Annotated in this window: 28 protein-coding genes and 3 pseudogenes; 20 read left to right on the top strand and 11 right to left on the bottom strand. The window is 56.7% G+C overall.

Annotation, left to right across the window (positions count from 1 at the left end):
• Nucleotides 1-39: 39 nt before the first annotated feature.
• From lspA to ABJD00_RS14395, 4 genes are all read right to left on the bottom strand, one after another.
• Entirely contained in the window at nt 40-531 is a 492-nt protein-coding gene (gene lspA, locus ABJD00_RS14410) for a signal peptidase II (RefSeq protein WP_413836341.1), read from the bottom strand.
• 7 nt (nt 532-538) lie between these two features.
• Nucleotides 539-2,122, bottom strand: coding sequence for a bifunctional phosphoribosylaminoimidazolecarboxamide formyltransferase/IMP cyclohydrolase (gene purH / locus ABJD00_RS14405; protein ID WP_413836343.1), 1,584 nt, complete (start codon nt 2,120-2,122; stop codon nt 539-541).
• Nucleotides 2,123-2,140: 18 nt separating this feature from the next.
• Nucleotides 2,141-3,886: a heparinase II/III family protein gene (locus ABJD00_RS14400; protein ID WP_413836346.1), complete on the bottom strand. Its 1,746-nt coding sequence runs from the start codon at nt 3,884-3,886 to the stop codon at nt 2,141-2,143.
• Between the two features lie 74 nt (nt 3,887-3,960).
• On the bottom strand, nt 3,961-5,232 hold the full coding sequence (locus ABJD00_RS14395) for an RsmB/NOP family class I SAM-dependent RNA methyltransferase (protein WP_413836352.1): 1,272 nt from the start codon (nt 5,230-5,232) through the stop codon (nt 3,961-3,963).
• Between the two features lie 78 nt (nt 5,233-5,310).
• Between ABJD00_RS14395 and ABJD00_RS14390 the strand changes: the two genes are divergently transcribed.
• The 4 genes from ABJD00_RS14390 (at nt 5,311) to ABJD00_RS14375 (ending at nt 8,056) form a co-directional block, all read left to right on the top strand.
• A complete protein-coding gene (locus tag ABJD00_RS14390; RefSeq protein WP_413836355.1) occupies nt 5,311-5,493 on the top strand; it encodes a DUF1674 domain-containing protein in 183 nt (60 codons plus the stop codon).
• A gap of 107 nt (nt 5,494-5,600) precedes the next feature.
• On the top strand, nt 5,601-5,996 hold the full coding sequence (locus ABJD00_RS14385; RefSeq protein ID WP_413836357.1) for a hypothetical protein: 396 nt from the start codon (nt 5,601-5,603) through the stop codon (nt 5,994-5,996).
• Nucleotides 5,997-6,096: 100 nt separating this feature from the next.
• Entirely contained in the window at nt 6,097-7,281 is a 1,185-nt protein-coding gene (locus tag ABJD00_RS14380) for a M24 family metallopeptidase (RefSeq protein ID WP_413836359.1), read from the top strand.
• Between the two features lies 1 nt (nt 7,282).
• Nucleotides 7,283-8,056, top strand: coding sequence for a carbon-nitrogen hydrolase family protein (locus tag ABJD00_RS14375; RefSeq protein ID WP_413836361.1), 774 nt, complete (start codon nt 7,283-7,285; stop codon nt 8,054-8,056).
• 13 nt (nt 8,057-8,069) lie between these two features.
• On the opposite strand, the gene ABJD00_RS14370 is transcribed toward ABJD00_RS14375, so the two are convergent.
• Both ABJD00_RS14370 and dapB read right to left on the bottom strand, forming a co-directional pair.
• Entirely contained in the window at nt 8,070-8,423 is a 354-nt protein-coding gene (locus tag ABJD00_RS14370) for a dihydrodipicolinate reductase (RefSeq protein WP_413836364.1), read from the bottom strand.
• 84 nt (nt 8,424-8,507) lie between these two features.
• The gene (gene dapB / locus ABJD00_RS14365) at nt 8,508-9,335 is read right to left on the bottom strand and encodes a 4-hydroxy-tetrahydrodipicolinate reductase (protein ID WP_413836366.1); all 828 of its coding nucleotides are present in this window, start codon (nt 9,333-9,335) and stop codon (nt 8,508-8,510) included.
• A gap of 88 nt (nt 9,336-9,423) precedes the next feature.
• Between dapB and rbfA the strand changes: the two genes are divergently transcribed.
• From rbfA to ABJD00_RS14290, 15 genes and pseudogenes are all read left to right on the top strand, one after another.
• On the top strand, nt 9,424-9,831 hold the full coding sequence (rbfA, locus tag ABJD00_RS14360; protein WP_413836368.1) for a 30S ribosome-binding factor RbfA: 408 nt from the start codon (nt 9,424-9,426) through the stop codon (nt 9,829-9,831).
• Nucleotides 9,828-10,562, top strand: coding sequence for a phosphodiester glycosidase family protein (locus ABJD00_RS14355; protein ID WP_413836371.1), 735 nt, complete (start codon nt 9,828-9,830; stop codon nt 10,560-10,562). Before rbfA ends, ABJD00_RS14355 begins: the two co-directional genes overlap by 4 nt.
• Nucleotides 10,563-10,621: 59 nt before the next feature.
• The gene (truB, locus tag ABJD00_RS14350; protein ID WP_413836374.1) at nt 10,622-11,527 is read left to right on the top strand and encodes a tRNA pseudouridine(55) synthase TruB; all 906 of its coding nucleotides are present in this window, start codon (nt 10,622-10,624) and stop codon (nt 11,525-11,527) included.
• A 158-nt stretch (nt 11,528-11,685) separates the two neighbouring features.
• Nucleotides 11,686-12,189 (top strand): hypothetical protein, encoded by a 504-nt coding sequence (locus ABJD00_RS14345; protein ID WP_413836376.1) that lies wholly within the window; start codon nt 11,686-11,688, stop codon nt 12,187-12,189.
• Between the two features lie 107 nt (nt 12,190-12,296).
• Entirely contained in the window at nt 12,297-12,821 is a 525-nt protein-coding gene (locus ABJD00_RS14340) for a DUF1643 domain-containing protein (protein WP_413836378.1), read from the top strand.
• 96 nt (nt 12,822-12,917) lie between these two features.
• A complete protein-coding gene (locus ABJD00_RS14335) occupies nt 12,918-13,259 on the top strand; it encodes a calcium-binding protein (protein ID WP_413836381.1) in 342 nt (113 codons plus the stop codon).
• Nucleotides 13,260-13,271: 12 nt separating this feature from the next.
• Nucleotides 13,272-13,409, top strand: a pseudogene (locus ABJD00_RS14330) (calcium-binding protein); the annotation flags it as partial.
• Nucleotides 13,386-13,823, top strand: coding sequence for a hypothetical protein (locus ABJD00_RS14325; protein WP_413849888.1), 438 nt, complete (start codon nt 13,386-13,388; stop codon nt 13,821-13,823). The pseudogene ABJD00_RS14330 and the gene ABJD00_RS14325, both read left to right, overlap by 24 nt.
• A 158-nt stretch (nt 13,824-13,981) precedes the next feature.
• Nucleotides 13,982-14,251, top strand: coding sequence for a 30S ribosomal protein S15 (rpsO, locus tag ABJD00_RS14320; protein ID WP_108839422.1), 270 nt, complete (start codon nt 13,982-13,984; stop codon nt 14,249-14,251).
• A gap of 305 nt (nt 14,252-14,556) precedes the next feature.
• Nucleotides 14,557-15,285: a class I SAM-dependent DNA methyltransferase gene (locus tag ABJD00_RS14315; protein ID WP_413836384.1), complete on the top strand. Its 729-nt coding sequence runs from the start codon at nt 14,557-14,559 to the stop codon at nt 15,283-15,285.
• A 502-nt stretch (nt 15,286-15,787) separates the two neighbouring features.
• Nucleotides 15,788-17,161 (top strand): aspartate aminotransferase family protein, encoded by a 1,374-nt coding sequence (locus ABJD00_RS14310; RefSeq protein WP_413836386.1) that lies wholly within the window; start codon nt 15,788-15,790, stop codon nt 17,159-17,161.
• Nucleotides 17,162-17,181: 20 nt separating this feature from the next.
• A complete protein-coding gene (locus ABJD00_RS14305; RefSeq protein ID WP_413836388.1) occupies nt 17,182-18,366 on the top strand; it encodes a M24 family metallopeptidase in 1,185 nt (394 codons plus the stop codon).
• A gap of 3 nt (nt 18,367-18,369) precedes the next feature.
• Nucleotides 18,370-19,531 (top strand): annotated as a pseudogene (gene argE / locus ABJD00_RS14300) (acetylornithine deacetylase).
• A 352-nt stretch (nt 19,532-19,883) separates the two neighbouring features.
• Entirely contained in the window at nt 19,884-20,171 is a 288-nt protein-coding gene (locus ABJD00_RS14295) for an SH3 domain-containing protein (RefSeq protein WP_413836391.1), read from the top strand.
• 97 nt (nt 20,172-20,268) lie between these two features.
• Nucleotides 20,269-20,649, top strand: a complete 381-nt coding sequence (locus ABJD00_RS14290) for a hypothetical protein (protein ID WP_413836394.1) — start codon at nt 20,269-20,271, stop codon at nt 20,647-20,649.
• Nucleotides 20,650-21,317: 668 nt separating this feature from the next.
• Here the strand turns inward: ABJD00_RS14290 and ABJD00_RS14285 are convergent.
• From ABJD00_RS14285 to ABJD00_RS14270, 4 genes and pseudogenes are all read right to left on the bottom strand, one after another.
• A complete protein-coding gene (locus tag ABJD00_RS14285) occupies nt 21,318-21,527 on the bottom strand; it encodes a hypothetical protein (RefSeq protein WP_413836516.1) in 210 nt (69 codons plus the stop codon).
• 42 nt (nt 21,528-21,569) lie between these two features.
• Nucleotides 21,570-21,731: pseudogene (locus ABJD00_RS14280) on the bottom strand (c-type cytochrome); the annotation flags it as partial.
• 44 nt (nt 21,732-21,775) lie between these two features.
• Nucleotides 21,776-22,387 carry an HdeD family acid-resistance protein gene (locus tag ABJD00_RS14275; protein ID WP_413836395.1) on the bottom strand — a complete coding sequence of 204 codons (612 nt, stop codon included), beginning with the start codon at nt 22,385-22,387 and terminating at the stop codon, nt 21,776-21,778.
• A 112-nt stretch (nt 22,388-22,499) separates the two neighbouring features.
• Nucleotides 22,500-22,847 (bottom strand): carboxymuconolactone decarboxylase family protein, encoded by a 348-nt coding sequence (locus tag ABJD00_RS14270; RefSeq protein ID WP_413836397.1) that lies wholly within the window; start codon nt 22,845-22,847, stop codon nt 22,500-22,502.
• Between the two features lie 253 nt (nt 22,848-23,100).
• Here ABJD00_RS14270 and ABJD00_RS14265 point away from each other — a divergent pair, with 253 nt between their 5' ends.
• Entirely contained in the window at nt 23,101-24,525 is a 1,425-nt protein-coding gene (locus ABJD00_RS14265) for a M20 family metallopeptidase (RefSeq protein WP_413836400.1), read from the top strand.
• Nucleotides 24,526-24,642: 117 nt separating this feature from the next.
• Here the strand turns inward: ABJD00_RS14265 and ABJD00_RS14260 are convergent, their stop codons facing one another.
• A complete protein-coding gene (locus ABJD00_RS14260; RefSeq protein ID WP_413836402.1) occupies nt 24,643-25,674 on the bottom strand; it encodes a hydroxyacid dehydrogenase in 1,032 nt (343 codons plus the stop codon).
• Nucleotides 25,675-25,767: the final 93 nt, after the last annotated feature.

Genomic DNA, 25,767 nt, shown 5'->3' with positions numbered 1-25,767 from the left:
TTGGGCTCAGCTTGCATTATCGCAGCTTGGGCGTGCTTGTCACGCACCCTTTTTGCCCTGCTTCTTTTGCGCAGGTGTGCCGTCCTGCCCAAAAAAGACAAGGCCGATGGCACCGGCAAAAATAAAGATGTCAGCCACATTGAACACAAACGGGTTGTCGATCCCACAGCAGGACATGTTGAGGAAATCCAGAACAAAACCATAAAGAAGCCGGTCCAGCACATTGGCCAGTGCGCCTCCCACCAGCAGGCCTGCGCTGATATTGGCGAGCAGTGGCTGCGGATGTCGGCGCACCCACCACAACACACCAACGCAGATGACCAGAGCGATCGAGATCAGCACCCAGACGCTGGTGCCATCCCCGAACAGCCCAAAGTTGATCCCCCGGTTTTCGCCGTAGCGGAAATTCAGGAGTGGGGGCAGTACGTCGATCGGCTTGAACTGAGACACACCAAGCACATGAATCACCAAATACTTCGACAATTGGTCGAGGACAAAGGCAAGTGCAGCACTGATCCCAAGTAGCTTCATAAGGCCCCTAATGCCGGAAATGGCGCATGCCGGTAAAGATCATCGCCAGTCCGGCCTCATCTGCGGCGGCAATCACCTCATCGTCGCGCATCGACCCACCGGGCTGGATCAACGCCGTCGCACCGGCTTCGGCCGCTGTGATCAAACCGTCGGCAAAAGGAAAGAACGCGTCAGAGGCCACAACGGACCCTTGTGTCGGCGGGGCAGGCAAACCCATGACCTCGGCCATGTCTTGCGCTTTGCGCGCTGCGATCCGCGTGCTGTCAACCCGGCTCATTTGTCCGGCCCCCACGCCGACGGTTGCGCCGTCTTTGACATAAATGATTGCGTTGGATTTCACGTGCTTGGCCACAGTCCACGCAAACAGCATGTCGGCCAGCTCTTGCTCGGTAGGTTGGCGTTTGGTTACGACCTTCAGATCATCTTGGCTGATCCGACCCACGTCTTTGTCCTGCACCAGATAACCGCCTGACACCTGTTTCATTGCCAAAGCGGCTGCTGCAGGGTCGGCCAACCCGTCCGTGGTGAGCAGCCTTAAGTTCTTCTTCTGACCAAAAATACCAATGGCGTCGGCATCCGCCCCGGGCGCGATCACGACTTCGGTAAAGATGCCGCTGATGGCCTGCGCTGTTTCCCCGTCCAGTGGTTTGTTCAGGGCGATGATACCCCCAAACGCGCTGGTGCGGTCACAGTCAAAGGCGCGCGTGTAGGCCTCAGCCAATGTGGCACCAGTCGCCACACCACACGGGTTCGCATGTTTGATGATGGCGCAGGCCGGGCCTTGCCCCGCGAACTCGCTCACCAGTTCAAACGCCGCGTCGGTGTCATTGATATTGTTATAGCTGAGCTCTTTGCCCTGATGCTGGGTCGCTGTGGCAACGCCGGGACGGGCCGTGCCGTCAGTGTAAAAGGCCGCCGCCTGATGCGGGTTTTCGCCATAGCGCAAATTCTGCGCCAAGGTTCCACCAAAAGTACGACGGCGTGGGGTTTGCCCAACTTCGCCTGCCATCCAGGTGCTGACGGCTGTGTCATATGCCGCGGTGCGCGCATAGGCGGTCTGCGCAAGATGTTGGCGCAGCGCATAACTGGTTTTGCCCAAATGTTCGGAAAGTTCAGATAACACCGCCTCATAATCGGCGACGTCCACAACAACGGTAACAAACCCATGGTTCTTGGCCGCTGAACGGATCATGGCGGGACCACCGATGTCGATGTTCTCGATCACTTCACCGTAAGGCGCGCCTTTGGCAACGGTTTCTTCGAACGGATAAAGGTTCACCACCACCAGATCGATGGGCCCAATTCTGTGTTCCTCCATCGAGGCCACGTGCTCATCATTGTCGCGCAAGGCCAGCAAACCACCATGCACCACCGGGTGCAGCGTCTTGACCCGGCCATCCATCATTTCGGGAAAACCGGTGACGTCTGCCACATCTTTTACGTTCAATCCCGCGTCGCGCAAAGCACGGGCAGTCCCGCCGGTACTCAGCAACTCGATCCCCTGGCCAGCCAATGCGGTGGCAAATTCAACAAGTCCGGTTTTGTCAGAAACGGAAATCAGGGCACGGCGCATTGGCGTGAGGTCAGTCATGATTGGCAGCAATCCTTTTTAGTCGTACATCTCGACCGGTTCATCCCGGTTCAGGTCGCGGATGCCCATGGCAGTTTCCTGCGCTTTGGACAAGGACCAGCGGACACGAGTGGCATATCCCATGGCGCGTCCCGACAGGCGGATTTGCTGACTGGCACGCGGTTTCAATCGGCCGGTTTCGAGATAAACGCTTGGCTCAAGGGATAATTCCTGTGTCCCATCGTGGCGGAACACCCACATCTCACCGCTTTTGAGTGCAATCGATACCGCAGTGCCGCCCATATCCAGTTCGGCATCCACCTCAGGGTGCAGGTGAAAACGGATATCGTAGGGAATGCCGCCCAACGTTTTGGCATCCATCACTTTATCAAACACCCGCTTTTCGTGTTCTTCCAGTGCCAGCAGCATGTCCTCACCCGCCATGCCGCGCCCGTCAAAGGTCAGCTCCAGTTGGCGCGCATGTGTCAGACCGTGCGTTCGACTGTAGCCATTGTGTCCACCCTGAAATCGCAAGCCATCTGGCGCGTGGCTCACTTCGATGGGCACATGATCAGGCGGGTCAATCAGTACTTCACTGGCTGGTGCGCGATCCGCATCGCCAAGCCGCGCGCTGGAATAACCGTCCAGTGTCAACGTCGAGTGGGACGGCGTGGCGCGCCCTGCCCGTCGCCAATTGGCGCCGAAACTGGCCCCCGAACCACAGTTTACAATCAGCGGACGACGCCCCGACGTGACCTCAAATGCAAGAGTTGAGGCATGGGCATTTTGGCTCACAGCGGGCAAAGGCGGTCTGGCCGCGTCAATGATGATGCTGGTCCGTCCCGCACTCAGCCGCGCATAACCCATGGACAACCCGTCGGCCTGACGTGTGCGCACACCAGAGGCGGCCAATGCATTGTCCAACCAGCCTTCCTGCCCGCGCCCGCCACCATGAAACCGGGCCAACCCACCGTCAGAATGGCGCAACGTGCGCAAGGTCGGCGTGATCCGTTCGATGGCCGCCATATGCGCATCGGGAACGGGCTTGCCTGCTTCCTCAAGGGCACCAGCAGCCCACGTAAGCAGCGTGTAAACGTCCAAAAGCTCTTCGGGATTTCGGGTGGGTATTCCACCTTCATGGTCGATCTTTTGCTTACATTCGCGCGCTAGCGCTGCGATGGCAGGAGGGGCCAAATCTTCCATCCCCTCCAGCGACAGGCCCGCATAAATGAGGCCCGTGAGAGCCTCAAACCGGGGCAGCCCCGGCGCCGCAGCGTGCCAGCGTTTGGCAAGAAAGCGGGTTTGCTGAGCGAGCGAGAGGTAAAACGCGTCCGGCTCCTGACCTTCCAGTCCGCGCAAAAGGAACAGAGCATGGTTGATCCAGCGGATAAGACGTCGCCCTGTTAGATCAGGCGTCCAGCCCGGGCCGCGCCCTTTGCCGTAGCGGTCAATCCACCCCCACAACCAGTGCTGCGCGGCTTCGCGGCTTTTGCCGTCCCCGACAGCTGCGAGATCGTCGAGCCAGGCAAAACCCTGAAGGGCATCTTCGAATGTCGCGTCAGGCGCGGTCACGTCCCACAAGTTGGTGCCCGGTGCTTCGACCAGCGCGCCAGCGAACAGATAGTTGCCCGCCACCAACTGCCGCCCACGCGCGAAACTGCCGATTGTGCGAGGTTCGGGCGCAGAGACAAAGGCGGTAACGGTTCCTCCACGGGTCGCGCGCGCCGCGTGCCAGCGGTTCAGGAACCGGGCCTTTCGTGCGGAAAACCCAAGTGTGGTGGTCATGTTCACTGCCTCGTGGCGCCTCTACGCGCGCTTTCGCGCATCATAGCCCCAGCCGCGAGCCAAGTCACGCTTCCTCAAGCTGATTTGCGCAAGCTTGCGACGTAAAATCCGTCCATGTGGCCATGTTCCGCCCATAGGTCGGGGCGCAGACGCAGTCCGCCTTCTTCGGTGATCCAGGCAGGATCTATGCCGGAACGGTCCAGCGCGTCGCGATCCACCTGTAATCTGGGGTGACGCTCCAAAGCCTCTTCGATCTGCACTTCGCCCTCGTCCGGAAGCAGCGAACAGGTACAAAACACAAGCCTGCCACCGGGTTTTAGCAAGGTCAGCGCGTGATCCAGCATGCGGCCCTGAAGCTCGATCAATGCGCCGAATTCTGACCCATCTTTTGCAAAGGGGAGATCGGGGTGGCGCCGAATGGTGCCCGTGGCCGAACATGGCGCATCCAGCAGGATGGCATCGTATTGACCCGTGATATCAAACACATCCGCAACTTCGGTCGTGGCGTCCAGCCCCGTGCGGATCAGGTTCTGTTTCACCCGCTCCATCCGCCCGGCCGAGATATCGACGGCCGTGACATTTGCCCCGCTCGCGGCTAGTTGCATCGTCTTGCCGCCGGGCGCGGCGCACAGATCAAGCACGGCTTCACCCGACTGCGCGTTCAACACGCGGGCCGGAACAGCCGCGGCAGCGTCCTGCACCCACCAATCCCCTTGCGTGAACCCCGGCAGGGTCGACACCTGCCCCGCGTCCACCAGTCTAACGGACCCTGTGGACAGCACCGTGCCGCCTGTCGCCTTGGCCACTGCCTCCACATCAGATTTTGGTGTGAGATCAAGAGGCGTCTGTGCAAAAAAAGCTGTCTCCATGCCCCCAACGGCCTCTGCCCCCCATGCCTGCACCAGTGGTTTGCGCAGCCACGACGGCAGGCGCGGGGTGCGTAAGGTCGGCCATTGCTCAGGGCCTTTGTCGGCCACCTTGCGCAACACCGCATTCACGAGACCCTTAAGGTGCCCATAGCGTTTGTGTTTGGAAATGATTGTGACCATCGCGTTGACCACACCATGCGCAGCCTCGCCCTGACACAGCTCGTAAGTACCAATACGCAAAGCATTGCGCACAGTGGTCGCAGGGTATTTTTGCAAATGGCGTTGCAGCAGGCGATCAACGCGTTCCATGCTGCGCAATGTCTCGGTCGCGAGGCGTTGCGCACGTGCACGATCCGCGGGGTCGAGGCGATCAAGTGCCCCTGCCCCAATCACTTCGGACATCAGTTTGCCCTCGCCCATAATCTGGTCCAGAAGGTAAATGGCGCTACGCCGCGCGGGGATGCCAATATCGCTCATGATGTCTTCCGATGCATTGCCCACCTTGCCGGGGCCAAGTTCGGGCGTATATCAAGCACACAACCCAAGAGGAACCCCATGAGCGAGACGTCCGACAAGAGTGACCTGCCCCCAGCCGCCCAGCGCGCTTTGGCCGAGGCCGAAGAGCGGCGCAAGGCAGCCAAGGCCCTTGAGTTGCCGACCGAGCTGGGCGGGCGTGATGGGCCAGAGCCTGTGCGTTACGGTGATTGGGAGAAGAAGGGTATCGCCGTCGATTTTTGACGACCAGCACCCAGCACCTTGTCCCTGACCGTTGCCCTTGCGTTGACACTCGCCACAGTTGAACATGGCCCTGGTGCGATCAGACTTGCAAAAGGGCCCTTCATCAAATGGACAGTGCAGCCGCCTATGACATAGCGCTCAAAATCGCTGGTCTCTGTTTCAAAGTTCTGCAATTTTTCATCGCCATTTGCACACTCTTTGGCGGCTGGATTGTTGTTAGCGGATTGCCTCCCGATCCATCTACCCGATGGGTTTTGGTCATTGCCTTTGTTGCATCAACCGGAACACTTCTTTTGGGCCAATTGCAGCTTCTCAAACGAAGCAACGCCGCCGTTGCACTATCAAAGAAACTTCTTGAGGCAGAAGGGACCACTCTCGACCCGAACACTGCCAAGCTTTTCAGCGGCAAGGGAGAAAAGCCCCATTGGGTGACAACCGTATTGGGAATGGGCGGCACGATCGTGGCGATTGTCATTCTAATTTTGTACGGCCCCGCCCCCTAGGAGTGATCGCCTGCCATTATGCACTAGCCCTCTGTCGCTGCCCAAGTGTCGATGTCGGAAACACGTTATCTTAGCCAAATTCACGCGCTAACCTGAGCGCATGGACAAAAAGACAGAAAATCACCCGATGCTCGACGAAGCCGTTTTAAGAACCACCGCCTTGCAAGCCCGGATGCGGGATCTTGGGATAGGGCATGCCGTGTTCACCTCGGAAAGCTCAATCGCGTACCTTGCCGGGTTTTGGGGATATCTGGGAATTGAATTTGGTCGTCCAACGATGCTGGTCGTGTCCGCACAGGATGCGCCCACTGTAATCACCCCGCTGATGGAAAGCGAAATGGTGGCCGAGATGACATGGGTCACTGACGTACGCACATGGGAGGACGCAGGCCAGCGCAGTTGGGGCCGTGCCCTGTCCGGCGCTTTGCCCGACACCACCAAAGAAATCTGGATCGAGCGTGCAGATGTGCCCGCGATTGTGCGCAACTTTCTGGACGATCAGTATCCCGGGGTTCCGCTAAAGGACATCGGTCCGGTTTTGGGTGCCCAGCGGACCATCAAATCGACCTTCGAGATTGAGGTGATGAAACAGGCCGGTCAGATCGCGGGTGCAATGATGAAAGCCGCCCATGGGTCACTATCAGAAGGTGCGCGCGAGTATGAAAGTGCGTTGGCCGTCATTGATGCAGGCACACGTGCAGCGGCAGGGTTTTTGACGGATCAGGGCTGGGAGCGGTTTGTCTCGCCCATGATCCACAACCTCCAAATCCTGCAAAGCGGGCAAGATGCTTCGATGGTGCATCGTCGTGCGTCGATCAAACCCTATGCCCGGTTCGATCCCGTCTATTTCTGCTTTTGCAACATGGCGCAGTTCAAACAGTACAAACTGGGCTTTGACCGAATGTTTCATATTGGGGACGTGCACGAAGACGCAGCAAGGGTTCAGCAGGCCGCCATTGATGCGCAGCAAGCAGCCATCGCCGTGATCCGCCCGGGTGTGCAGGCCCAAGAAGTCGCCGAGGCGGCCAATGCGATCTACACAGAGCGTGGGTACGAAACCGGGTATCGCACGGGGCGTTCCATCGGAATGGCCTATCTGGAAGCGCCAGAGTTGAAGGCGGGTGACGAGACCGTGTTGCAGGCAGGCATGACATTCGCCGTGGATGGTGGGATTTCGGTAGATGGCGTCACTGCAGGTCGGATCGGCGACAGCATCGTGGTGACAGAGACCGGTTTTGAATACCTGACCGAATACCCCCGCACACTCCATGTAACCGACACCTGAAATGCGGCTTGCTGTTGCCCAAGCCCCCGCAAACTTACCTGACCCGCGAGCGCGGCTGGACTGGTTGCGCGCGGAATTGCCAGACATCGCGGCACAAGGTGCGAACCTTGTATTGCTGCCTGAGCTGTTCGCCTGTGGCTACAATATCGGGGCGGATCTGGCGTCTCGCGCTGAGCCCGTCAATGGACCAACCTTTGATGCAATGGCGAAGATGGCCCAAGAGTTCAACATTGCCATCCACTATGGGTTTTCCGAACGCTCCGGCGATGATCTGTTTAATTCAGCCCTCTGTGTATCCGCCAAGGGCCAGTGTCTGGTACATCAGCGCAAGCTTGCGATCCCACCGGGTTTTGAGCGGGACTATTTCTCGCCCGGCGCAGGTTGTGAGTTGTTTGAGCTTGGCAGATTGAAGATCGCGACACTGATTTGCTACGACGCTGAATTCGGAGAAACCGTGCGGCATGTGGCGGGTATGGGCGCGCATCTGGTGCTGGTCCCAACGGCACTGGGGGCTGACTGGGGCTGGGTCGCTAAGACGATGATTCCAACACGCGCCTATGAGAACGGCGTTTATCTGGCCTACGCCAACGGTGCGGGAACGGAAAATGGAATGGACTTCCTTGGCGCCAGCGTCATTGCTGCACCGAATGGTGCAGAGGATGCGCGGGCGGGGTCAGCAACCGAAGTGCTATATGCTGATTTGGACATCGCGCGCGTTAAAGCTGCGCAAGACAGATTGCCATACCTCAATGACCGCAAACTGATTGTACTTTAGATCGGCGTTGGCCTCAGCGCAGGCTAAACATCGCACTGTCGCCAGCACCGCGGTCTGACGTGAACTTGATCCTGCCGTCTGCGCTGGCCTGTACTTCCTGACAATTGTAGCCAAGCTCATCACCGCCCCAGAACAGGTCACGGCAGAAGTAGCCATCTTGCCACGACCACGAACCTTCGATGTCCCAGAGAGACCCGCGCCCAGCGATCTCCCCGTCAGGAGATACTTTGATCTTGATCAGAGGGCGCGTAAGCGTCTTGCCATTAATCAATTGAACAAACTGGCCCTGGTCGTCGACCTTTACCAGATCCGCCCAGACAGGGCTAGCTGTGGCAAGCGCTATGGCGGCAGCAATCATCATACGCATGGACGAAATTCTCGAGGCTACAGTAGATGTTAGTCTGTATACGGGCGAAAGGCGTGACTGGTTCACTTTTGACGCGGAATTTTTTTATGCGTTAGTTGGGGGCTTTAATCCAAGAACATCCAGCATGTCATATTGGCCCGGCGCCCGGTCGAGCGCCCATTTTGCTGCCTTCAAAGCGCCCTTGGCAAAGAGCGCCCGGTCAGTGGCCATGTGACGCAGCACAATGCGTTCACCGGGCCCAGAGAACAAAACGTCATGCTCGCCAACAATATCACCGCCGCGGATCGCGCTAAAGCCGATGTCACCGCGTTTGCGTGCGCCGGTAATCCCGTCGCGACCCGCATCCCGGACATTCGGCAGCGTCACACCACGCCCTTCGGCCGCAGCTTCACCCAGCATCAGCGCTGTGCCAGAGGGGGCGTCAACTTTGTGGTGGTGATGCGCCTCGATCACCTCGATATCAAAATCTTCGTCCAAGGCCGCGGCAACTTGTTTGGTCAGTGTCACCAGCAGGTTGACCCCCAAACTCATGTTCCCGGCTCGCACGATGGCACAGTGACGCGAGGCCGGTTCCAGCTGCGCAATCTGGTCGTCCGTCATACCTGTGGTGCCGATGATGTGCGCCGCACGGGCCTGTGCAGCAGTGTGCGACAACGCAATAGTCGCCTCGGGCGCGGTAAAGTCGATGACTGCGCGCGCTTTCGCCATTGGCTCCAATGGGTCGTCCCAAACCAACGCACCCAGCGCCTGACCGCCCATGGCCGTGCCTATATCCTGACCGATCCAGTCATGCCCCGGCCGTTCGAGGACTCCGACCAATTGCCACTCGCCGCTCTCTACAACAGATCGGACCAGCATCTGGCCCATACGTCCGGACGCACCTGCAATCACGATCCCTGGCAATTCTGACATGGTTTTGGCCCTCACTTGGCAGTTTCCCGCTCTCCTACCGCGTGCGGGGCCGCTTGGCAAAGGGCGGCTGGCCGCTTAGATGGGGCATATGGGAAAGAACAAATTTCATGAGGGCAGCGGCCCGTCACAACGGCAGTTGCGTGTGGCCGAACTGATCCGGCGGACGCTGGCCGAGGTTTTGGCGCGCGGTGACGTGCACGACCCGGAGCTGAACCGGATGTCGATAACGGTAGGCGAAGTACGCACGTCGCCCGATCTCAAGATCGCGACGGCCTATGTCTTGCCGTTGGGCGGACAGGGGCAAGAAGACGTGCTCAAACTGCTGGCCCGCAACAAGGGCGAGTTGCGCCGCGCAGTGTCCAAAAAGCTAGCACTGAAATTCGCCCCAGACCTGCGGTTTCAGCTCGATGAGACCTTTGACCGGATGGACGATACACGGCGCATGTTGGCACAGGACGATGTGCGCCGGGACACCGATGCAGGATCTGACACGTGATACGTGCCGCGGTGTTGGCTTTGCTGGCATGGACAGCCCCCACTTGGGCTGTTGACTGCGAGACGACCACCCACGACGGCAATTCCTATGCGATATGTTCCGTCGATCTAAGCACGGATAAACTGCGCCTGTTCCTCAACGATGAAACGGGGGTACTCTTTGGCCAGTTTGGTGCCATCGAACGTGACTTGCGCAATCAGGGTAAGCGCCTTGGCTTTGCGATGAATGCGGGCATGTATCACAGTGATCGCGCGCCAGTCGGGCACTACGTGGAAGACGGCAAAGAGGTCATGCGCGTGATCCCTCACGCGGGTCCGGGCAACTTTGGCCTGCTGCCTAATGGCGTGCTGTGTATCCAAGGCGCGCGCGTAGACGTGATCGAAACCCTGCGTTTTGTTGATGAGGCGCCCGCGTGCACCTATGCCACTCAGTCCGGGCCAATGCTGGTGATTGATGGCGCATTGCATCCGCGGTTTCTAGTCGACAGCACCTCGCGCTATATCCGCAATGGCGTGGGCACCAGTGCCGACGGGCAACGGGCCGTTTTTGCCATTTCGGACAGCCCGGTGACGTTTCACGAATTTGGGCGGCTCTATCGCGACCATTTGAACCTGCCAAACGCGCTGTTTCTGGATGGCAATATCTCTCGCCTCTACGCACCCGACCTAAATCGCAGTGACATCGGGTTCTCACTGGGCCCAATTGTCGGGACGGTTGAAGCGGCTGATTGACAAGCTGTGCGGGGCGGCTTAGGCGCCTGCCCTTGTTTTACTAGCAATAAGGGACCTCCATGGGCCGTACACGCAAAGGGCGCGACATATCCGGTTGGCTGGTGATAGACAAACCTGCCGGACCGACCTCAACCGCCGTTGTGAACAAGGTTCGCTGGGCAATGGGCGCGAAAAAGGCAGGCCACGCTGGCACGCTCGACCCCGATGCGACCGGCGTTCTGGCTGTGGCCTTGGGCGAGGCAACCAAAACCGTGCCCTACATCACGGAGGCGCTGAAGGCCTATCGGTTTACCGTTCGATTGGGTCAGTCAACCAACACCGATGACGCGGAAGGCGAGGTGATCAACACCTCGGATGCCCGCCCGAGTGATGATGACATCAAGGCGGCCCTTGGCGCCTTTGTTGGTGATATCATGCAGGTGCCGCCCAAGTTTTCCGCTGTAAAGATCGACGGTGAACGCGCCTACAAACTGGCCCGCAGCGGCGAGGATGTAGAGATCGCAGCCCGCCCCCTTTGGGTCGATGAACTGATCATGACCGACCGACCGGATGCAGATCACGTGACGCTCGAGATGGTATGTGGCAAGGGCGGTTATGTCCGCTCGATCGCGCGCGATCTGGGGGCGGCACTGGAGTGCTTTGGGCACGTGCGCGACTTGCGTCGCATCTGGTCCGGGCCGTTTGAGGCCGAGGACGGCCTGACCATGGAGCAGGTCGAAGCGATGGCCCAAACGCCTGAACTGGATACTTACTTGCGCCCTGTGGCTGACGGTCTGGCTGACCTCCCGGAATTACGCGCAACACCCGAAGGCGCGGCGCGGCTGCGCAACGGCAACCCGGGCATGGTTCTGGCGTCAGACGTTGAATATGGCGACGAGGCCTGGGCGTCCCTGGACGGGGTTCCGGTTGCCGTGGGCCGCTACAAAGCGGGAGAGTTACACCCGGCGCGCGTCTTTAACCTCTGAAACAGCTCGCCTTGCCGAACGGATGCATCCGTTCGGCCCATTTGGTCAAATGTTACAGAAATGGCCGGGCGATCAGCCCTGCGTGAGGTGTCTTTCGATTTGGAACCAAGTGGTCCATATCAATCCCATCAGACACACAACGCAGGGAAACATGACCCATGACTCAGATATCACTCCGCACCGTTGGCACTGTTCTCACCGCGGGCGCCTTTGCCACCATCGCCTTTGACACCTTCGGTCAGGCGCTCAGCCCCCTCTTTGGATATGCCAAACTGGCCCCGGTGGGTCTTGCCGGCGCCTCGCTCAAAGCGATCATTGGCGCAAATCCATCGGGTGCCGCGTATTTGCTGCATACGCTGACCGGGTTGATCTTTTACGCAGTTGGGTACTTTGCCATCGCACGTCCCATTCAGCTGATGGTCGCGCCACGCCTTCACTGGTCGGTCACTGCCATCGCGTACGGTGTCGTACTGTGGGTTTTTGCGCTCTACGTGATGGCGCATCTAGTGACCAGCAATAAACCATTCCTTGGATGGACGGGGATCACTTGGGTCGCGCTGTGGGGCCATATCGTTTATGCGGTCGTGGCTGCGAGCTTCATGGAAGCCAAAGGCGCCGTCCTTGACCTGCGCCGCAATCCAGTGGCTGTGCCCGCTGAATAACCCCACCCCGGTTGCCGAGACATTTGGGCCGCGCTGGACGTTTGCGCGGCCCTTTTTTACGCCTCAAGCCGTTGCGCGTGGTGGGTTGCACTGGCACAACCGCTGCCATGATCACCCGGACCCATATCAAAGGCGACGCGCCCTCAACCGCCATCTACTCCGATTGCGAACGGTATCGTTACAGCCTGACGCGGGTTTGGGACGAAGGTGGAAGCCGCGTGAACTTTGTCATGCTCAACCCCTCCACCGCAACAGAAGTCCAGAACGATCCCACCGTCGAACGCTGCGAAAGACGCGCCCGCGCGCTTGGGTTTGGCAGCTTTGCGGTCACCAACATCTTTGCATGGCGGGACACCGATCCAAGGGCCATGCGTGCGGCCGCTGACGCTGTGGGACCCGGCAATGACGCAGCCATTCTGGACCGCGCAGCCTGGGCCGATCATGTCATCGCCGCATGGGGCACGCACGGCGCGCATCTGGATCGTGGGGCATATGTGGCGTCTCTACTACGCGACTCTGCACGCCCGCTGTTTCACCTTGGATTGTCCAAAGCCGGTCACCCCAAGCATCCGCTCTACCTGCCCTACTCCCAAGCCCCGGAGCCATGGACACCAACGCCTGTGATGTCTTAGGACGGCGTTAACCAGTTGATCTAAAACACTTTGATTTCAGCCAGCGGTCAGGCGTAGGTATCCTCCGGGCCTTTCGCCCAGGGACTGGATCGCGACATGTTGTGGCTTGCAGGATTGGTGGGAATTTTAACAGTCGGCGCAGTTGGCGTTATCGATGCGGACCCGACCTCAGACAAGGACATGTCTGAAGACGATGCCGGCACTGGCGCCATAAGCGACGAACAGACCGACACCGACATCCTGACGACGGCCAGCGCTTCGGTGTCCGAAGAAGGCAGCGACGAAGATCAGGTTCTAGATGGATCTGACACGGATGACACTCTGGCAGGCGGAACGGGCAATGACTCGCTCCACGGTCAGGATAGCGATGATGAGTTGGCGGGCGAGAGTGGCGATGACACGCTTGTTGGCGGAAATGGCGAGGACTCTTTGGAATGAGGCAGCGGTAACGACGAGCTGCAAGGTTCATCGGGGGATGACGTTGCCAGCGGCGGCGAAGGTGATGATGCCGTACAGGGCGGACTCGGCGCCGACACGCTGGCGGGTGGATTGGGCAATGATAAACTGTTTGGTGGCTGGGGCGATGATGTCATCAACGGAGTCGAAGACGACCCCGATACCGCCGAAGCGGATGACATAGACGGATCCGACTACCTAAACGGGGGCAGTGGCGATGATATAATCGTGGCGGGCAACGACGACATGGTCACGTCCGGAGAGGGCGCTGACACCGTAGTAGGCGGAACTTGGATTGCAGACGACCCGGCCATGGACATTGTCGATTTCGACTCAGAAGACGACAATATCCTGCTGGTTTATGAAGACGGCACCGAGGTGCCCGATGTCAGCCTGCTCGCCGATCCGGACGATCCGGACGTGACACAGGTGTTTATGGACGGTGTCGCTGTCGCCAACATCCTGAATGGAGCAGATATCGGAATGGACGATATCTCGATCATGCCGCTCAGCCTCGCGCAGTCCGCGGGGATGGCACCGCTCTGACGAAACGACCATTCGGCGCAGCGGTAAAAATAGGCTTTGCCATCCAAGTGATTCTTTCCTATACGCGCGCAATTCCGGTTACCGCCGGATCTAATGGCCCCGTGCTGGACGACATCCCGGCCGGCGGCGTCTCACTCTAACCTGAAAAGGAGATCCCGATGTCGATCACAGCTGAAGAAAAAGCACGCGTCATGAAAGAATTCGCAACCAAAGAGGGCGACACCGGTTCGCCTGAAGTTCAGGTTGCGATCCTGTCCTCGCGCATCGCGACGCTGACAGAGCATTTCAAGACTCACAAAAAAGACAACCACGGTCGCCGTGGCCTGTTGAAAATGGTTGCTCTGCGCCGCAAGCTTCTGGACTACACCAAGGCAAAAGACGAGGCGCGCTATCAGGACCTGATCAAGCGTCTGGGTCTGCGCCGCTGAGGATTTCTCCTCTTGGAAAAATACTGAAAAACCGCGCTGGTTCGGCGCGGTTTTTTTGTGTCCTGAGGTTGAGTTTGGGGAATGTACAAAATAGAGACGCCTGATCGGCGATTGCATTTCAATGAGTTTCAAAGGCGCTTCAGCTGTTTGGCAGGAAATGCCGAAATGCCAAAGTTTCTTTTCCCTCCGTCGCAATGACATCTGGTGCCACCCCAAGCCATCGTGCCCAGCACCGGCGTAGCACTTTGCCTGATAGTCCGGTAACAATCGACCGGTTCGGAGAGTGATCCAAGGAAACCAATTCAATGAGCAATGACGGATACTTCGACGAAGACGTCGCCAGAACCTACGATCAGGATCACGGCGGCACCGATCCGGTGTTGATCGAACGGACAGTTGATTGCCTGGTGGATTTGTCCAGCTTTGGCGATGTTCTCGAGCTTGCCATTGGAACCGGACGCATCGCGATACCGTTGGCCGAACGTGGTGCGCAGATTAAAGGCATTGAGCTGTCCGCCGCCATGGTCAGGAAACTGCGGGAAAAGGAAACCGGCCCACCCATTGAGGTCGCCATCGGCGACATGACCTCGACACAGGTCCAAGGCACGTTTTCACTGGTCTATCTGGTGTTTAACACCATCGACAACTTGACCTCTCAGCAGGCGCAAGCCGCGTGTTTCAAGAACGCTGCGCGCCATCTTGGACAAGGAGGCCGGTTCCTTATTGAAACCCTCGTGCCGCCTATCCAAAAAATCCCTTTCGGCGAGGAAAGACTGGCGTTTGCAAGCAGTCCTGACCACTTCGGCATCGACGAGTTTGATGTGGCGTCGCAAAATTACACGTCAAACCACGTTTGGATGAAAGACAGACGCTACATTCATCAGTCGATCCCTTTCCGTTATGCATGGCCTTCAGAGCTTGATCTAATGGCACAAATGGCGGGTATGGAGCTGGAACATCGATGGTCAGACTGGGACCGTTCGCCGTTTGATCGAATGAGCACAAAGCACATATCGGTCTGGAAGAAATCCTAGCGTCTGGACCTATCCACTTCTGACGTACCAAATGCCACAAAGCGGGCCTTAGATGCACGCCCCCCCAGTGACCAAATTGCAGGACAAAGTCGCTATTCCGCGGCGACCGCGACAATGTCCGTATCCTTAGGCCAAACAGACAAGGAAACGTATCAGGTAGCGCGGCAACCACTGGATTTATGGAGGAACGCTCTTCGCGGCAAGCGGTGGTACGACCGTCGAGCAGACCGCGATCTTGACAGATCCAAGCCGCTTACCCTCTTAAGCGGCCAGAACCAGAGTGCGTGCGAGCAATGATGCCCTCCGCCAAATTTCAGTTGATCTTTGAGTATACGGCGTGGTTCAAGTCTCGCATTACCTTGGCAATAAAGGCATTGCGCGCTGCTGCCTCGGAGAGTGGAGCCTTTCTGCTCATAGTCAGGGTCGTACTTGACCCATAGCGTGCAACTGGCTCCCTTCAGAAACCAACAGGCGGCGCGCCGCCCAAGCCGAAGGTCAAGCCATGCTCCATAACGATCAACTTGAACACTGGGATCGCGAAAATTTCTTTCACCCCTCAACCCACCTTGCTGAATTCGCACGCGGGAACGTACCGCACCGCGTGATCACGGGTGGATCGGGCAGTCATATCGTAGATCGTGACGGCAATCGCATGCTGGACGCTTTTGCTGGGCTCTATTGCGTGAATGTCGGGTATGGACGTCCGGAAATCGCGGAGGCCATCGCCGAACAGGCCAAGGAACTGGCGTATTACCATTCCTACGTGGGTCACGGGACCGAAGCGTCAATCACACTTGCAAAAATGGTGCTCGACCGCGCTCCAGATCATATGTCGAAGGTCTATTTTGGTTTGTCGGGGTCGGATGCAAATGAGACCAACATCAAGCTGATCTGGTACTACAACAATATTCTGGGCCGCCCCCAGAAAAAGAAAATCATCTCACGCTGGCGAGGCTATCACGGGTCCGGCCTTATGACCGGATCACTGACGGGGCTTGAATTGTTTCACAACAAATTTGATCTACCGCTTGCTCAAGTGATCCACACCGAAGCACCATATTATTTTCGAAGTGATGATCTCGAACAGAGCGAGGCTGAATTTGTAGCCCATTGCGTCTCAGAGCTTGAAGCGATGATCAGCCGCGAAGGAGCCGACACAATCGCGGCTTTCATCGGCGAGCCTGTACTTGGGACGGGCGGGATTGTCCCACCGCCTGAGGGATATTGGCCAGCCATCCAGGCTGTTTTGGAGCACCATGACATTCTGCTGGTCGCAGATGAGGTCGTCACCGGCTTTGGCAGGCTTGGCACGATATTCGGGTCCGATCACTATGGAATGCGCCCCGATCTCATCACAATTGCCAAGGGTTTGACGTCGGCCTACGCGCCGCTGTCCGGATCTATCGTGTCCGAAAAGATGTGGACCATTCTGGAACAAGGCACGGAGGAAAACGGACCCATTGGGCACGGTTGGACGTATTCCGCACACCCGATTGGTGCCGCTGCAGGCGTTGCAAATCTTGAGCTGATCGACAAGCTGGGATTGATCGAAAACGCGGGCATTGTCGGCACCTACCTGAACGCAGAAATGCAGGCTGCCCTTGGCGATCATCCTCATGTCGGAGACGTGCGCGGGGAAGGAATGTTGTGCGCGGTCGAATTGGTGGCCGAAAAGGGCAGTCGCACATTCTTTGATGCAGGCGAAAAAATCGGGCCACAGATCGCGGCCAAGATGCTGGAACAAAACAGCGTCATCGCGCGCGCCATGCCACAAGGGGACATACTGGGTTTTGCACCGCCGTTTTGCCTGACCCGCGCCGAGGCTGATCAAGTGGTCGCAGCCACTGTTCAAGCTGTCACAAGCGTTTTGGGTTGAACCGCCGAAAGGATACCGCAATGGCCACTCACAATGCAGCATTTGAAACTGCAGAATATGATCGCCGTATCGCCAAAACCCGCGCCGCAATGTCGGCGGCAGGGCTGGATGCGATATTTGTTACTGACCCCTCCAATCAAGCGTGGCTGACAGGGTATGATGGGTGGTCGTTCTATGTGCATCAGGGCGTGATCCTGACCATGGATGGCGAACCGATCTGGTGGGGGAGGCATATGGACATGATGGGTGGGCGCCGCACCTGTTGGATGCAGCACGACAACATCATCGGCTACGGCGATCATTTCGTACAGTCGAGCGAAGTTCACCCCATGCAGGACCTGGCCGAGCATCTAACCGCCCGTGGATTGTCGCAGGCGCGCATTGGCGTCGAGATGGAAAACTACTACTACTCCGCCAAGGCACATGCCGTTCTGAGCGATGCGCTTTCCGATGCAACGCTTCTCGATGCCACTGCCTTGGTGAATTGGCAGAGGTTGATAAAATCGGCGGTCGAAATCGATTTTATCCGCAAGGCTGCGCGGATCTCGGAAAAGGTGATAAATACGGCAATTGAGCGCGCAGCGGTGGGCGTTAGAAAGAACGATCTTGTCGCGGAAATCATGCATGCAGGTATTTCAGGTGTGGGCGATGATTGGGGGGACTACCCTGCGATTGTGCCGATCACGCCCTCTGGCTTGGATGCTACAGCAGCGCATCTGACTTGGGATGGCGCACCTATGCGCGCAGGAGAAGCCACGTTCTTCGAGTTGTCAGGGTGCTATCGGCGCTATCACGCTCCGCTTTGCCGTACCGTTTTCCTTGGCACCCCGTCGGATGACATGCGCCGCGCCGAGGCGGCACAGGTCGAAGGCATCGAGGCGGGGCTTGATGCGGCGCGGGCAGGCAACCGTACTTGTGACATCGCCAACGTTTTCATGTCAGTCATTTCCAAACACGGCATCGAACGCTCCGGCCGCATGGGCTATCCCATTGGCCTTAGCTACCCGCCTGACTGGGGCGAGAGGACGGCATCAATCCGCAGTGAAGATGAAACCGTTCTGCAACCCGGCATGACCTTCCACTTCATGCCCGCCCTGTGGATGGACAGTTGGGGGCTGGAAACCACCGAAACTATCCTAATCCAGGACGACGGCCCTGCTGCAACTCTGTGTGACATACCACGCAAGCTTTTTGTGAAAAGCTAGGCCATGATCGACCAGACCAAGCAGATCCTGTCAGACCTAATCGCTTTTCCAACAGTGTCCGCTGACAGTAATCTCGAGATGATCGCCTATCTCGCCAATCGACTGGAAGAGTGCGGCGCGCATGTGGATGTAATGCATGATGAAACGGGTCGCAAAGCCAATTTATTTGCCACTTTGGGTCCAATGCGCGACGGCGGGATTGTCTTGTCCGGACACAGCGATGTTGTCCCCGTCACGGATCAGAATTGGGACACGAACCCTTTTGAAATGGTAGAGCGTGATGGCTTGCTATTTGCGCGCGGGACCTGCGACATGAAAGGCTTCATCGCGGCGACTGTGGCCATGGCCCCACGTTTCGCGGAGCAGGTGTGCGACAGGCCTCTTCATTTCGCATTCACCTACGATGAAGAAACTGGCTGCATCGGCGCTGGGCATCTTGTTCAAAACCTTACCGAGCGATCCATCAGGCCATCCCTTGCCATCATCGGAGAGCCGACTGACATGCGGATCATCGAGGGACACAAAGGTTGTTATGAGTACAGCACCCATTTCCACGGCCTTGAGGGCCATGGATCTACCCCCGAGCTTGGGGTGAACGCAATCGAATATGCCGTGCGGTATGTTGCCCAATTGCTTGATCTACGCGATGCGCTGAAACAAATGGCCCAAACAACAGCCCCTTTGGCCCGCCCTGGACCACGCTGAACATTGGTGCGCTGAACGGTGGGCATGTGCACAACATCATTGCACCCAAAGCAACGGTCGATTGGGAGATGCGTCCAGTTACGGCAAGTGACGCCGACCTAGTTAAGGAATCCCTCAAGGCGTATTGCGACGAAACCCTCTTGCCTGCGATGCAGGCGGTCTATCCCAATGCATCCATCCTCACTGAAGTGATTGGCGAGGTTGCAGGCCTTTTGCCCACAGAAAAAATGAAGCTGTTCGAATCCTTTCCGAACTCACCGGGGCGAACGGTACAGATGTTGTTTCATTCGGGACGGAGGCAGGCTTGTATCAATCCCTTGGGATGGATGTTGTCGTCTGTGGACCCGGTTCTATCGAGCAAGCCCACAAGGCAAACGAGTTTTTGGCTCTAGGCCAGTTATCTCAATGTCTCAAAATGCTGGAAGGACTTAGTGGCAAATTGTCCGAGCCTCAGGGGTGATGGGCGAAATCTTGTGACAAGTGTTGCGATCCAGCATAGCAACCGTGCACGCGAATTGCAGTATCTGGCGCTTAGGGCTAGCAGCGGTGGTTCGCTGTATAGGGGGCCAAGGGCCACTTTATCCCCAATCGCTCACTATGAGTTTGATAGTTCCAGAGCCTAGGCTCTGGACCCATTAAATTCCAAAGCATCGAATACCACCAAGCGGACCTTCGCTGCGCGACGCCCCAATGACCGAGTTGCGGACAAAGTTCCTGTTGCGGACTAGACTACTGTAATGAACTCCGTGTTCAGCAGAGTAGAATTTGGCCGGATGTCAGTCTACTAGTTAGGAAGCAAACGAGGCTAAATTATGCAACGCACAGTTTTTCCGGTTATTTTTGTATTTCTGTTCGTCGCTAGCTGTGGCGGCATAGTAACTGATCGCACTGTTGTCACCGGTGCTGGGCCGGACGAATTGCTCAAGTTACGTGCAGGCCCCGGGCTTGACTACAATGTAGTCTTGGGATTGCCAGACGGAACATCTCTCAATCGCCGCTCCTGTGTGACTGAAGTAGGTCAGCTCTGGTGCCAGGTCTCGCTTGCAGCCACGCCTCAGATCACAGGCTACGTCTCCGCAGATTATCTCCTAGACAGCTGACTTCGGTTAACCGCAGCTGGTCCCGACATCAGTTGAGATCGCGGTGAATTCACCCAATGATGTCTGAACAGACTTTCACTGCAATGGATCATCAAAAATGAACTACTTTGAAATCTACGCCGATGCTCAGGGCGTTTCTCATTTTCGAGATGCAGAAGTTTCTTTCGCTTCAAATGAGTTGGCAGCAAAAGGAAACCCGGTTTCGACATCAAGTTTTCATCAAGCGGCGGCTGGATTCATATCTGTTCCCGCAGGATGGAATAGTGGGTGGCACAATTCTCCAGGTGATGGTTTCGCTGTACTGCTCCAAGGCGGCGTAGAAATTGAAGTAGGTAGCGGAGAAGTCCGACGCTTCTCACCCGGCGAGGTTTGGCGAAGCACCGACGTCTCTGGCAAAGGCCATATCAGTCGGGTTGTCGGCACTAAAGATGCAAAAATCTACATGACGAACTTCGTCAATCTCGATGGCGAAATATGATGTATTATGTTTGAAGAAACCTACTAAACTTACGCTCTGGGCTCGGAGCGGTCGTTCATCGCAAAGCTGACCAATGACCGCTATTTGGAAAATTTGGAGTAAAGCGGCAGGTGCTCTTTCCTGTCTCCTACCGTTCAAGCGCTCTACGAGCAGCTTTGTTTCAAACGTGAAATACCCGAAGCCAGCAGTCGCCTCGCCTCGTACAAGTCACGCTGACCAGACATCAGATTTGGAGGTAAAGCGCTTATCTTTTCTGAATGCCCGATTGATACCTCTAACCTATCAGTCGCTTTGAGCGCAGCTTGGATGGCGGCCCTATGCCTCTGTAGTCTTTTCGCCGTCATGCCACCAGCAATCATCCAGATGGTCAAAATCAAAATGCGGGTAATCTTTTGCAAGTTCGTGCGGCGGCCTCCCGACATCGCAACTGTTACTGAGCTGCTCTCGCACCGTGGCATTGATTTGAAACGGCCGCGTGTTTCCTACCTCCAAGGAGCACTTGCTGCTTGTGCTTACCGAGGGTTCCTAGCAAATGCGTCGTTCAATCCTCGAAGTTTTGCGATCCGCTTTTCCAAAGGCCGCTACACAGCAAAAATAGGGGAAGGTTATCTCGCTCTAGAGACGATCGAACACAGGTCGAGAAAAGCAGCAAACCTTTTCTTCTACGATCAAGGCACGTAGCGCGACGGCGGAGGGTTCTGTAGAGTTTCGAGGTATTTTACTATTTCGATCAGCTTGCTTGGGACCAGAATATCCACACCGTTTCCGGTGTCGAATTCGACCATCTCATTATCCAGAAAATTCTCGAACACCGGCATATCTTCGCGCGGCACTATGTTTCGGGAGTAGCCATCAATGATCGACATTATCTCCAGCATTGGCCACACCCCACCACGTTGGGCGGAAATTTTGGTCAAATCTGCCGGGGCTGTATCCAGTCCCCTCGCATTTGGGCCGTCGCCTTGACCAGCAATACCGTGGCAGGTGACACAGTTTTCCAAGAATAGGGTTTCCCCAACGCTTTCAGCTCCCAGCGAAGAGCCCAAGGCAATAAATGGGACACTAAACAATAGCTGCTTCACTGTTGACCTACTTTCAAAAAATGAGGCCCAAGCGGATCCAAAGGTCAACGCGGATTGATGACCTTGGTCTTAAGGCGTTCATTCGCTCCTTTGAAGCGGGATGCGAGCCAGAACATTATCACCGATACTGTCAGGGCTCCAAATGCGATGGCCCATCCGAGGGCCACCAACCCCGTACCGGGCCAGAAGATGAGAAACAAACCAATGAGCAGCGCGGCAACTCCCGCATTGCGAGCCGTCATCCGCTCAGGATCAGATTCCGGCAACTGCCTCCAGGTCAGAAGAGAGCCTGTACCTGTAAGCAACGCAAAGGCACCCAATAGGGCAAACGCAAAGCGTGCAGTGCCCTCGGGCCAAATCAGCAACACCAACCCAATGGCAATTGCACCGATACCGACACCGCCTGCAGCCCCGCCCCGTCCAAACCCAAACAAGGTAAGTCCACCATCCAAGATTAGAAGAACACCCACGAGTTGAAGCAAAAGCGAAATACTACCTGTCGGCCAAAATAAGGCTGCAAGGCCAACGCCTGCTGCAAGCAATCCACGTAAGAAAAAGGTCCACCAGACATTCGCAAGCCGGCTACTGAGTGCCTCGCGAACCTCTAGCCGATCATCATCGACAATCTCTGCATGCGGAGTTTCCGGTTGATCCATAAGATGTCTCATTTTGTTTGGTTATGACTTTAGCGCAGACAACCAGTCGAGTCTTGCCGATCTCAAAATGACTACGTTGTTCTGTGCAACCTTGAGGTTTGCAAGCGGACGGTTACTGCCCTCCGAACTGTTCCCAAGCATCTAGGGCCTGAGCGGCATACATAAGGGATGGACCTCCGCCCATATAGATTGCTACCCCAAGCATTTCTTCGAACTCTTGGCGGGTTGCACCCAGCCGGACAAGAGTTTTGGTGTGAAACCCGATGCACCCATCACAACGCAGTGCAATTGCTATGCCCATTGCAATTAGCTCTTTGGTTTTCTCATCCAAAGCAGCATTCGCCGTGGCGCCCTGCGCCATGGCGGAGAAGCCCTTCATCGTGTCCGGTATGCCTTTCCGCAATTGCCCGATTTGTTTCGAAATCCCATCGGTCAACTCGGGGTATGACGTTGTTCCCATTTCACTCACCCTTCTTACATTCCTTGGATCCAACTTTACCACTTGGGTGAACCGTCGAACTGATTTGGATCAAGCGAGCCAATGCAAGCAAACGAAAATTGGCTTAATAGCGGGCGATCCGCGTTGGCACGGCCGACAACAGGCAAGCGTCAGGATGCAAGAGATTGACGATACTGCGCTGTATACGGAAATTGTGTTCAGCATCCTCTGCGCGTCAGCCTGGCGCCGCGTAGGAAACTCAAAAGGAACTTCGATGACCAGTGACGCCACCATTGCCCGTGTACATGAATACTTCGACACAGGCGCTTTCCAGGCCGAATTGGCTGATCTTGTCACCTATCGCTCCGAAAGTCAGAACCCTGCCGAAGAATCTCGGAATGAAAGCCACCGCTATCTGAAAGAAGCAATCCTGCCGCGCCTTGAAGCCATGAAATTTGCCTGCGAGATTATCGACAATCCCGACCCGCAGGGCGGTCCGCTGTTGATCGGCGAACGGTTTGAAAGCGACGACCTGAGTACTGTGTTGACGTACGGCCATGGTGACACAGTGCTTGGACAGGAGGGCACGTGGCGCGACGGCCTTGAGCCTTGGGCACTGGTTGAAGAAGGTGACCGGTTGTATGGCCGCGGTGCAGCGGACAACAAAAGCCAACACCTGATCAACCTCGCCGCACTCGAAGCTGTCCTGTCTGTGCGGGGATGCTTGGGATTCAACATCCGCATCGTGATCGAAATGAGCGAAGAGGTTGGGTCCATTGGTCTGCCGCAGGTATTCGAGCGTTTCAAAGATCGTCTGAAAGCAGATGTCTTGATCGCATCAGATGGTCCGCGCCTGCAGCCCGACGTGCCAACCATTTTTATGGGGTCACGGGGTGGGATTACTTTTGATCTCTTGGTCAAGACGCATGAAGGGGCACATCACTCGGGCAATTGGGGGGGACTTTTGGCCGATCCGGCAATGATCCTCGCCCATGCGTTGGCGTCTATCACGGACCGTCGCGGTCAGATCACTGTACAAGAGTGGCGCCCCGACAGTCTGACCGATGCTGTGCGGAGGGCGCTCAAGGACTTGCCCGTGGCGGGCGGGGATGGACCACAGGTCAATCCAGACTGGGGCGAAGAAGACTTAACGCCGGCCGAGCGAGTGTTTGGATGGAATAGTTTTGCGGTTCTTGCGCAGATTACCGGCGTGCCCGATGCCCCACTGAACGCGATTTCGGGCTGGGCCCGTGCGACATGCCAACTCAGGTTTGTCGTTGGGACTGATCCCGATGAGGTTGTTCCAGCCTTGCGCCGCCATCTCGACGCGCAAGGCTTTGAAGACGTGCAGATCATTCTTCATGACAGGGGGTTTTTCAGTGCAACGCGGTTGGATCCCCAACACCCTTGGGCAGAGTTCGTCGGCAACTCGATCCGCAAAACCAGTGGCGGCAAGCTTCATGTGCTGCCCAATCTTGCCGGCTCGCTCCCGAATGACAGTTTCACGGACATTCTTGGAGTGCCGACGATTTGGGTGCCACACTCTTATCGGGGCTGCTCTCAACATGCACCAAATGAGCATGTCCTAAAATCGGTGTGCCGCGATGCTCTGAGTGTCATGGCAGGCCTCTTTTGGGACATCGGCGCGCTTGGTAATCGGCCGAGTGAGTTGCAGAACCTTCTAAAGCCAATGGTCTGACTACGGAGGAGTTCTGTCAGGCCGTCATTCATACACGCCAGAAAACGTCGCTCGTCACGATTTGATCTAGCCATTTTAGGAACATCTGGATCCCTTTGTTTCGGAGTTTGCACCTGGCTAATTTTTGTCAACAGGACGCGACCGCATTCGGCTCACCGTTTCGCGCTCAGCGCGCTTGCACCGCATCGGTGGGAGTCCTCGATCCATCAGGTCCAAGTCTTCCAACACCATATCGCCCATTTGCTTGAACGCGACATCGAGCGCTCCGGCACGGTGGGCTGACCCAATAAACCCAGGGATACGCCTTGCGCGATGATCTGCTGGCAAAGGCTCTTGCGGGAAGACATCGCTCGCCGCAACAATTTGGCCTCGTTCAACAGCGTCCAGCATGTCATCAAAATTTACGACATCAGCGCGGCTCAGAAGAATAAACGCGGCACCTGATCGCATTTGTGCAAACTCTTCTGCACCAAGAAAGCCCTGGTTTTCGGTAGTGACCGCCGCCATCACAAAGATGAAGTCTGACTGTTGTAGCACATCTTCAAGGGAAGACGGCGTAACCTGATAATCAAGGAGGATCGACGGCGGCATCCAAGGATCATAGACTCGGATGTTGCACCGAAATCCTTTGAGCAGTCGGTTCATCGCCCGCCCTAGATCTCCAAAACCGATGACCCCCACATCGGCGCCAGACAGCAAGCGCGCGCTGGTATTGCTGTCGCCGCCCCAAGTTTCCGTGCCAGCCTTGAAGCTACTATCCGCTTGGGTAATGCCTCGCGCAAGATCCAGTGCAAGACCAAGGCCCATTTCAGCAACTGGCATGGCGAAAACAGAGCCAGTGGTGACGACATGTATTCCCCGCGCGAACACTTCATCATAGGGCATGTTATCAAGAAGGTTCGACTCCACGTTCAGTACGGCTCGAAGCAACTTCATCTTCCCGAGTGTGTCCGAAGAAATGGGTGGTTGGCCGATGACGTACTTCACTTTGGCGAGCACTTCTTCGTCCAAGGCGTCAAACACATCTACCGTAGTTTCGATCAGATTATACCGTTCCTGCAGTTCAGCCAGCTTCCTTGGTGTAAAAATCAAGTCCAGACTGCGCGGTTCGGGGACGCTAATCACCAGCGATTTTGCATCAGATTTCATCTCGAGTCTTTCTTGCGTTCATACGCCGGGTATTTCGCACGGCCCAATTGCTTGCCCCGCTTTCCTTTTCGCTCAAACCAGCATTGTGCTGCG

It is taken from the genome of Tateyamaria sp., from assembly GCF_039945315.1.
Classification (GTDB): Bacteria; Pseudomonadota; Alphaproteobacteria; order Rhodobacterales; family Rhodobacteraceae; genus Tateyamaria.
This window is presented reverse-complemented; position numbering and strand designations above follow the sequence as displayed.

Excerpts from the sequence above, each read along its gene's own strand:
- ABJD00_RS14265 (WP_413836400.1), top strand. The coding sequence starts at position 23,101 with ATGACCAGTGACGCCACCATTGCCCGTGTACATGAATACTTCGACACA.
- lspA (WP_413836341.1), bottom strand. The coding sequence starts at position 531 with ATGAAGCTACTTGGGATCAGTGCTGCACTTGCCTTTGTCCTCGACCAA.
- ABJD00_RS14370 (WP_413836364.1), bottom strand. The coding sequence starts at position 8,423 with ATGCGTATGATGATTGCTGCCGCCATAGCGCTTGCCACAGCTAGCCCT.
- ABJD00_RS14335 (WP_413836381.1), top strand. The coding sequence starts at position 12,918 with ATGTTGTGGCTTGCAGGATTGGTGGGAATTTTAACAGTCGGCGCAGTT.
- dapB (WP_413836366.1), bottom strand. The coding sequence starts at position 9,335 with ATGTCAGAATTGCCAGGGATCGTGATTGCAGGTGCGTCCGGACGTATG.
- purH (WP_413836343.1), bottom strand. The coding sequence starts at position 2,122 with ATGACTGACCTCACGCCAATGCGCCGTGCCCTGATTTCCGTTTCTGAC.
- ABJD00_RS14375 (WP_413836361.1), top strand. The coding sequence starts at position 7,283 with ATGCGGCTTGCTGTTGCCCAAGCCCCCGCAAACTTACCTGACCCGCGA.
- ABJD00_RS14345 (WP_413836376.1), top strand. The coding sequence starts at position 11,686 with ATGACTCAGATATCACTCCGCACCGTTGGCACTGTTCTCACCGCGGGC.
- ABJD00_RS14310 (WP_413836386.1), top strand. The coding sequence starts at position 15,788 with ATGCTCCATAACGATCAACTTGAACACTGGGATCGCGAAAATTTCTTT.
- truB (WP_413836374.1), top strand. The coding sequence starts at position 10,622 with ATGGGCCGTACACGCAAAGGGCGCGACATATCCGGTTGGCTGGTGATA.
- ABJD00_RS14285 (WP_413836516.1), bottom strand. The coding sequence starts at position 21,527 with ATGCTGGAGATAATGTCGATCATTGATGGCTACTCCCGAAACATAGTG.
- ABJD00_RS14260 (WP_413836402.1), bottom strand. The coding sequence starts at position 25,674 with ATGAAATCTGATGCAAAATCGCTGGTGATTAGCGTCCCCGAACCGCGC.
- ABJD00_RS14340 (WP_413836378.1), top strand. The coding sequence starts at position 12,297 with ATGATCACCCGGACCCATATCAAAGGCGACGCGCCCTCAACCGCCATC.
- ABJD00_RS14400 (WP_413836346.1), bottom strand. The coding sequence starts at position 3,886 with ATGACCACCACACTTGGGTTTTCCGCACGAAAGGCCCGGTTCCTGAAC.
- ABJD00_RS14315 (WP_413836384.1), top strand. The coding sequence starts at position 14,557 with ATGAGCAATGACGGATACTTCGACGAAGACGTCGCCAGAACCTACGAT.
- rpsO (WP_108839422.1), top strand. The coding sequence starts at position 13,982 with ATGTCGATCACAGCTGAAGAAAAAGCACGCGTCATGAAAGAATTCGCA.
- ABJD00_RS14385 (WP_413836357.1), top strand. The coding sequence starts at position 5,601 with ATGGACAGTGCAGCCGCCTATGACATAGCGCTCAAAATCGCTGGTCTC.
- ABJD00_RS14305 (WP_413836388.1), top strand. The coding sequence starts at position 17,182 with ATGGCCACTCACAATGCAGCATTTGAAACTGCAGAATATGATCGCCGT.
- ABJD00_RS14275 (WP_413836395.1), bottom strand. The coding sequence starts at position 22,387 with ATGGATCAACCGGAAACTCCGCATGCAGAGATTGTCGATGATGATCGG.
- ABJD00_RS14290 (WP_413836394.1), top strand. The coding sequence starts at position 20,269 with ATGAACTACTTTGAAATCTACGCCGATGCTCAGGGCGTTTCTCATTTT.
- ABJD00_RS14390 (WP_413836355.1), top strand. The coding sequence starts at position 5,311 with ATGAGCGAGACGTCCGACAAGAGTGACCTGCCCCCAGCCGCCCAGCGC.
- rbfA (WP_413836368.1), top strand. The coding sequence starts at position 9,424 with ATGGGAAAGAACAAATTTCATGAGGGCAGCGGCCCGTCACAACGGCAG.
- ABJD00_RS14380 (WP_413836359.1), top strand. The coding sequence starts at position 6,097 with ATGGACAAAAAGACAGAAAATCACCCGATGCTCGACGAAGCCGTTTTA.
- ABJD00_RS14395 (WP_413836352.1), bottom strand. The coding sequence starts at position 5,232 with ATGAGCGATATTGGCATCCCCGCGCGGCGTAGCGCCATTTACCTTCTG.
- ABJD00_RS14270 (WP_413836397.1), bottom strand. The coding sequence starts at position 22,847 with ATGGGAACAACGTCATACCCCGAGTTGACCGATGGGATTTCGAAACAA.
- ABJD00_RS14295 (WP_413836391.1), top strand. The coding sequence starts at position 19,884 with ATGCAACGCACAGTTTTTCCGGTTATTTTTGTATTTCTGTTCGTCGCT.